Origin of the sequence: Achromobacter sp. (assembly GCF_036567245.1) — a bacterium.
Lineage (GTDB): Bacteria > Pseudomonadota > Gammaproteobacteria > Burkholderiales > Burkholderiaceae_B > Achromobacter.
The window spans coordinates 1-6632 of record NZ_DATCUY010000375.1 but is presented as its reverse complement, the minus strand read 5'-3'; the positions used below and the strand labels follow the sequence as shown (position 1 = coordinate 6632).

Sequence of the window (6632 nt, the reverse complement as noted above, 5' to 3'; positions counted from 1 at the left end):
CGTTGGGGACGGGTTTTCAGCGCGGCGGCGCTTTGGGATGGGAGCGGTGTTCAGGCGCGTGCGCTGGCGGCTTGGCGACGACGTCCGCCTCCACTTGCGCGTGGTCCGGCATGGTGGAGGCGGGCGCGGCCGACCTGGCGGCGCGCTTGCCGGCCGGCCTCAACGGGACCGGCGGCGACAGCAGCGTGCCGTCGGGAGAGAAGGTCGCGGCCAGCAGGAAGTCCGCTTCCGCAGCCGAGTACGCCGGGTCCCAATGCGTGTTCTCCGGCACGTGGCAATGGCCATAATGGCCGCCGCGCGCGTCCCAGGTCGTGACGTCGCGGTTGTGCCCGCCCGGGTCCCGGCCATTCCTGGCGGGCAGGGGCCGGCCTGAAGGCCAGACCCGGGGCACGCCATGCTCCGCTTCGATCCAGCGGCATAGCCGCGCCAGGTTGGTCAGCGCGCGCCCGTCCTTGGGCAAGTGCGCGAACCCGACCAGTTCGATCTGCACGGCCGAATCCCGGTTGGTCTGCGCGCCGCCGGCATCGTTGCGCAGCGCTCTTGCGCCTTCGGCGGTATCGATATGCTGGTAGATGTCGCTGCCGTCGACGGTGAAGTGCGGATCGGAGCGGTTCTGCCGGAAGGCGGCCATCGCGCCCTGCGCGCTACTGCCTTCCGTGGTGTGATGGACGATCTTGTAGGGGCCGCCCAGATGCGGTCCGGAAGATCCGGAAATGGGTCGCCAAGTCGCGAACGGACACCGTGCCATTGCTTGTCTCCTCGAAACGGGCGGCGCTTTCCAGGCAAGACGACATGACGACAGTGATGATTGCGCCCGTAGCTGCGATATATAGGCGCGCCTAGGCCAGTTCGCTAGTATCCGAAAGTATTACTCCCTGGATTTGCAATAGTGCGTTTGCACTATGCGAGGCTTAATCCCACTGCGCCGCCAAGCCTTCCGGGCTGACTTCACGGCCATTGCGCTCCAGCGCCGCGATCTGCGCCATGTCTGCTTCCGTCAGCCGCAGGTCCTGGGCCAGCAGATTGCTGGCCAGGTTTTCGCGCTTGGTTGACGACGGGATGACGGCGTAGCCCAGTTGCAGGGCCCAGGCCAGCGCCACCTGCGCGGGCGTGGCGTCGTGGCGTTGGGCGATCTGGTCGATGACTGGATCCTTCAGCACCTTGCCATAGGCCAGCGTCATGTACGACGTGATCTGGATGCCTTGTTCCTGCAGGAACAAGGCGAGCTTGCGGTTCTGCAGGTAGGGGCTGAGTTCGATCTGGTTGGTGGCGATCTGCTCCCGGCCCACGGCGGCGATGGCGGCGCGGGTTTCGGCGATGGGGAAGTTGGAGATGCCGATCTGGCGGGTCAGGCCCTGCAGTTTGGCTTCGGCCAGCGCGCTCATGAATTCCTCGATGGACACGCCGTTGCCGGGCGCGGGCCAATGGATCAGGGTCAGGTCCGCGTAGTCGCTGCGCAGCTTGGCCAGGCTGTCCTGCAGGCTGGGGATGAGCCTGCCGCGAGCGTAGTTGGGGACCCAGATCTTGGTGGTGACGAACAGCGCCTCGCGCGGTACGCCGGATTCGGCGATGGCCTGACCGACCTCGGCTTCGTTTTCGTAGATTTGCGCGGTGTCGATGGCGCGGTAGCCGAGGTCCAGCGCGTTGCGCACGGAATCGATGACGGTCTGGCCCTGCAGGCGGAAGGTGCCGGCGCCGAAGGCGGGAATGCTCATGGGTAACTCCTTTGGGGATTCTGGGATCCGGACGCAGGCGTCCGGGAATGGATGCAGTGTGCCCGTCGGATACTTGCGGAAAAAGTCCGGTATGCATGAAAGACTTTTGATATAAATGCAAGAATGAAGACGACGCTAGACGAAATGCAGGTCTTTATCGCCATCGTGGACAGCGGTTCCATCACCGCTGCCGCGGATGTGCTGGGACAGACCGTTTCCGCCGCCAGCCGGACCATGAGCCGGTTGGAAGAAAAGCTGCAGACCACGCTGATGCGCCGGACCACGCGGCGGCTGGAGCTGACCGAGGAAGGCCGGGCCTATCTGGAGCAGGCGCGCAAGATCGTGGCCGCGGTGGAAGAAAGCGAGGAACTGATGAGCCTGCGCCGCAACCAGCCGGCCGGGCTCTTGCGGGTGGATGCGGCATCGCCCTTCATGCTGCACGTGATCGCGCCGCTGGTGCCGGGCTATCGCCAGCGTTATCCGCAGGTGGAGCTGGAGCTGAACAGCAACGAAGGCAATATCGACCTGCTGGAGCGCCGCACCGATCTGGCCATCCGTATCGGGCGCCTGAAGGATTCGTCGCTGCATGCGGTGGCGCTGGGGCATAGCCGCGTGCGCGTGCTGGCCAGCCCCGGCTATCTGGCCGCGCATGGCACGCCCAGGCGCGTGGCCGACCTGGCCTCGCACGTCCTGCTGGGCTTCAGCCAGCTGGAAGCGCTGAACGAATGGCCGCTGCTGGAGGCCGACGGCCAGGCCCTGCACATCAAGCCGCAAGTGCGGGCCTTCAGCGGCGAGACCTTGCGGCAACTGGCCTTGAACGACGGCGGCGTCGTCTGCCTGTCCGACTTCATGACGCGCGGCGATCGCGAAAGCGGCGCCTTGCGGCAGCTGTTGGTGAAGCAGACGCAGGAGGTGCGGCAGCCGATCAACGCGGTGTACTACCGGAACACCGCGATCTCCTCGCGCATCAAATCCTTCATCGATTACATGGTCCAGGCGCTGGACCCGGGCGGCTTCGAATAGCGGCGCAAGCGCCGCGGGTTCAAGCGCGTTCGCCGCTGACCGATTCGTACACCAGCGTTGCGAGCGTCAGGTCTTCGAGCGCGCTGCCCACGGCCTTGAACACGGTGATTTCCTGGGCGTCGCGGCGGCCCGGCAGTTCGCCGGTGGCCAGCTGGTGCAGATCACCGCGGATGTCCTCGCGCTTGAGCGCGCCGGCCTCGAAGGCGGCCAGCAGGTCGCCCGATTTGGTGGGCGCTTCGCTGGTGTCCACGTAGACCGAGGTGCCGTCGAAGCAGGCCGCGTCCGTCTCGCGCATTTCGGGCTTGAAACTGCCGATCAGGTCCAGGTGCACGCCTGGGCGCAGCCAGGCGCCGTGGATCAGCGGCACGGTGGACAGGGTCGCGCAGCTGATGATGTCCGCCTGGCGCGCGGCGCTTTCCAGGTCGGCGGCGGCCTGGGCATCGAAGCCCTGCGCGCGCAGCTCGTTGGCCAGCTTCTCGGCGCCGGCCGCACGCACGTTCCACACCAGCACGCGCTGTATCGGGCGCACGCTGCGCATGGCTTGCGCCACCAGGCCGGCGATGCGGCCGGACCCCACGATCAGCAGCGTGCTGGCGTCGGCGCGCGCCAGATAATCCGCGCCCAGCGCGGCCGCGCCCGCCGTGCGGTAGACGGTGACGATGTCGCCATCGACCTGGGCGATGGGTACGCCGGTGGTGGCGCTGTACAGATTGTAGGTGGCATGCAGCCCCGGCAGGCCCAGATGGGTGTTCTCGGGGAAGATGTTGATGATCTTCACGCCGAAGTAGCCGCGGTCGCTCCAGGCGGGCATGATCAGGGAGGTGCCATGCGCATTGCCCGACTGGATGGCGTGGACATGCCGCGGCGGCACGGTGGCGCTGCCGCGGAAGGCTTCCCGCAGGGCGGGAATGACGGCGTCGAAGGACAGGGCGTTGCGGGTCTGTTCGGTGTCGATAAAGCGCATGGGATTCTTGCCTGCTGCGGGTCGGTCTGTCTGAGGGCCAGCAGGCAGTCTAGCAGCGCAGGCGGCGCCCGCCCGCGCCGTGTCGCGGGCGGGCGCGGTGGCTAGTCGATGGCGGCGGTAGGCAGCGGGTCGCCCGCGCCGGTGCGTTCGACGATGAGCTTGTAGTGCTGCGGGTTGCGGTGCTTGGCGAAATTGAACACATGGTCGCGGAAGGCCTGGCCCATGGCCAGGTCGATGCTGGCGGTGATCACTTCGTCTTCCTCGCCGCTTGCGCGCGCCACGATCTCGCCGGAGGGCGCGACGATCATGGAGCTGCCTATCATGTGGTGGCCGTCTTCATGGCCGCATTTCGCGGCGGCGCCGACCCAGACCGCGTTCTGGTAGGCGCTGGCCTGCAATACGATCTCGTGCGTGGTGGTGCGCAGATGCGCGGGCTCGTTCCAGTGGATGTTCACGGACGGCGTGTTGTAGCCCAGCATGATCAGTTCGGCGCTTTGCAGCGACATGACGCGATAGGTCTCGGGCCAGCGGCGGTCATTGCACAGGCACATGCCGATCTTCACGTCATTGGTGTCCCAGACGCCAAAGCCCAGGTCGCCGACTTCGAAGAACTTCTTCTCCAGGTGCTGGAACGGCGCGCCGACCTTGTGGTCCGAGTGGCCTGGCAGGTGGATCTTGCGGTACTTGCCGATGATCTTGGCACTGCGGTCCACCAGGATGGCGGTGTTGAACTGGCGGCCTTCGGGCGTGAGTTCGGCATAGCCCAGGTAGAAGCCTATGCCCAGTTCGCGCGCGCTGTCGAACAGCGGTTGCACGTCGGCGTTGGGCATGCTTTTTTCAAAATAGCGCTCGACGGCTTCGGCGTCTTCCATCCAGTAGCGCGGGAAGAACGTGGTCAGCGCCAGCTCGGGGAAGACGACGAACTCCGCCTTGCGGGCGGCGGCCTCGCGCATCATGTCGACCAGGCGGCGGACCACGGCCGCGCGCGTATCGGCAAGGTTCACAGCGCCCATCTGGGCGACCGCCAGGCCCATCTTGCGGGCGGGGTATGCATTACTCACGATGTGGATCTCCAGGCTGAAGGCGCAAGCATGCATGCGCGGGCGGAAATCCGGAACCGCTGTGCGGGCGGGCGGCGCGCGCCGCCAAATGCGCCCGATTTCATCCTAAAGCCCTGATTCAGCGGGGAATTTCACCGCGCAGGCAGAGACCGTTCCGGCGTCATGCATAACGCAGCGTCATGGAGGCCGTGCAAAGTTTTATATCGGGTTTCCCCGTATGCCAGCGCTCAAAGGGCCTTGAAGGTCTTGAGATGGATGCTGGTTTCGGTAGCGGCGATGCCCTTGAGCGTGCGCAGCCGGTCCAGCACTTCGGACAGCTGGTCGATGGTAGGCACGCGCAGTTCGGCCAGCAGGTCCCAGCGGCCGTTGGTGTCGTGCAGGCCCGCCACGCTGGGTTCTCCCATCAGCAGGCTCACGATCTTGCGGGTTTCGTGGCCTTCGACGGCGATGCTCATCCAGGCGACGATGTCCTCGGTTTCGACTTCCGGCCGCAGGCGCACGGTATAGCCCCGGATGATGCCCCGTTCTTCCAGCTTGCGGATGCGGTTGTCGACGGTGCCGCGCGAGACGTCCAGCTTCTTCGCGAGGGTGGCGACCGACATGCGGGCGTCGGCGCGCAACAGGCCGAGCAGGTTCTGATCCAGCGTGTCCATTGTGAAAATTGCCATTTATGCCTGTCAGAATGGCAGAATCTTAGCGTTTTGTGTGGATTGTTGTCACTATTAATTGGTTTGCCCATCCCCCAGAATTTCTATTCCATAACTCGGGGAGAACAAATTGACGACGCTGCTTTCAACTTCCGACGTGGCCAAAATCGTGGCCCTGCAAGGTCCGCAACAGGTGTTCGCCGGCCTGCTGGACTATCTGCTCGCGGACTTTCTTCGATGGCAGGAATTCGACAAAAGCGCGCGGGTGGCCAGTCATTCGGCGACTGGCGTGATCGAATTGATGCCCACCGCCGACAGCGAGTACTACACCTTCAAGTACGTGAACGGCCACCCGGGCAATCCGCAGGCCGGCCTGTCCACCGTGATGGCGTTTGGCGCGCTGGCGCAGGTCAGCACGGGCGAGCCGCTGCTGATCAGCGAACTGACCTTGACCACCGCCTTGCGCACGGCCGTGACCTCCGCCCTGGCGGCACGCGCGCTGGCCCGGCCGGACTCGCGCAAGATGGCGCTGATCGGCAACGGCGCGCAAAGCGAGTTCCAGGCGCTGGCCTTCCATTACCTTCTGGGCATCGACACCCTGCACGTCTATGACGTGGACGCAGGCGCCACACGCAAGCTTGAAAGCAATCTGGCTTCAGTGCCCGGCTTGCGCGTGGTGCGCTTCGATAGTGCGGCAGAGGCGGTCCAGGGCACGGACATCGTCACCACGGTGACGGCGGACAAGGCCTACGCCACCATCCTGACCGCGGACATGGTCGAGCCCGGCATGCACCTCAACGCAGTAGGCGGCGACTGCCCGGGCAAGACAGAGCTGCACGCGGACGTGTTGCGTGCGGGGCCGGTGTTCGTGGAATACGAGCCGCAGACGCGCATCGAGGGCGATCTGCAGCAGATGCCTGCCGATTTCGCGGTCACGGAACTGTGGCGGGTGCTGACGGGCCAATCCGTCGGCCGCAAGAGCCCGGCGGAAGTGACCATCTTCGATTCGGTGGGGTTTGCGCTGGAGGACTTTTCGGCGCTGCGCTGGCTGCGCGATGCCGCCATCCGCCATGGCGTGGGCGCCCGCATCGAGGTCGCGCCGCAATCGCCGGATCCGAAGAACCTGTTCGAGGTGGTGCGGGCGGCCATGCCGGTTCTGGCCCGGGCTTAGCGCCCGCGGGTGCGGCCGCCGCCGCGATTTCGTAGCGTGCCTGCGACGCAG

At 65.7% G+C, this 6632-nt stretch carries 7 protein-coding genes; 2 read left to right on the top strand and 5 right to left on the bottom strand.

From position 1 onward, the window contains the following. Window positions 1-16: 16 nt before the first annotated feature. Window positions 17-748, bottom strand: coding sequence for an N-acetylmuramoyl-L-alanine amidase (locus VIR09_RS16110; protein ID WP_332013776.1), 732 nt, complete (start codon window positions 746-748; stop codon window positions 17-19). Window positions 749-911: 163 nt separating this feature from the next. Beyond that, complete coding sequence (gene dkgB, locus VIR09_RS16105; protein WP_332013775.1) at window positions 912-1715, bottom strand: 2,5-didehydrogluconate reductase DkgB; 804 nt, start codon at window positions 1713-1715, stop codon at window positions 912-914. A gap of 123 nt (window positions 1716-1838) precedes the next feature. Between dkgB and VIR09_RS16100 the strand changes: the two genes are divergently transcribed. Then, window positions 1839-2738, top strand: a complete 900-nt coding sequence (locus VIR09_RS16100) for a LysR substrate-binding domain-containing protein (protein WP_332013774.1) — start codon at window positions 1839-1841, stop codon at window positions 2736-2738. 19 nt (window positions 2739-2757) lie between these two features. On the opposite strand, the gene VIR09_RS16095 is transcribed toward VIR09_RS16100, so the two are convergent. The 3 genes from VIR09_RS16095 to VIR09_RS16085 all read right to left on the bottom strand — a co-directional run bounded on the left by VIR09_RS16095 (window position 2758) and on the right by VIR09_RS16085 (window position 5416). Continuing rightward, entirely contained in the window at window positions 2758-3702 is a 945-nt protein-coding gene (locus tag VIR09_RS16095; RefSeq protein WP_332013773.1) for an ornithine cyclodeaminase family protein, read from the bottom strand. A 101-nt stretch (window positions 3703-3803) separates the two neighbouring features. Then, window positions 3804-4736: an N-carbamoyl-D-amino-acid hydrolase gene (locus VIR09_RS16090; RefSeq protein WP_332013778.1), complete on the bottom strand. Its 933-nt coding sequence runs from the start codon at window positions 4734-4736 to the stop codon at window positions 3804-3806. Window positions 4737-4990: 254 nt separating this feature from the next. Next, a complete protein-coding gene (locus VIR09_RS16085; RefSeq protein WP_332013777.1) occupies window positions 4991-5416 on the bottom strand; it encodes an Lrp/AsnC family transcriptional regulator in 426 nt (141 codons plus the stop codon). Between the two features lie 124 nt (window positions 5417-5540). On the opposite strand from VIR09_RS16085, the gene VIR09_RS16080 reads away from it, so the two are divergent. After that, complete coding sequence (locus VIR09_RS16080; protein WP_332013772.1) at window positions 5541-6581, top strand: ornithine cyclodeaminase; 1041 nt, start codon at window positions 5541-5543, stop codon at window positions 6579-6581. Window positions 6582-6632: the final 51 nt, after the last annotated feature.

Bases quoted from the DNA above. Each gene is read 5' to 3' on its own strand.
- dkgB (WP_332013775.1), bottom strand. From the start codon at position 1,715: ATGAGCATTCCCGCCTTCGGCGCCGGCACCTTCCGCCTGCAGGGCCAG.
- VIR09_RS16095 (WP_332013773.1), bottom strand. From the start codon at position 3,702: ATGCGCTTTATCGACACCGAACAGACCCGCAACGCCCTGTCCTTCGAC.
- VIR09_RS16090 (WP_332013778.1), bottom strand. From the start codon at position 4,736: ATGGGCCTGGCGGTCGCCCAGATGGGCGCTGTGAACCTTGCCGATACG.
- VIR09_RS16085 (WP_332013777.1), bottom strand. From the start codon at position 5,416: ATGGACACGCTGGATCAGAACCTGCTCGGCCTGTTGCGCGCCGACGCC.
- VIR09_RS16100 (WP_332013774.1), top strand. From the start codon at position 1,839: ATGAAGACGACGCTAGACGAAATGCAGGTCTTTATCGCCATCGTGGAC.
- VIR09_RS16110 (WP_332013776.1), bottom strand. From the start codon at position 748: ATGGCACGGTGTCCGTTCGCGACTTGGCGACCCATTTCCGGATCTTCC.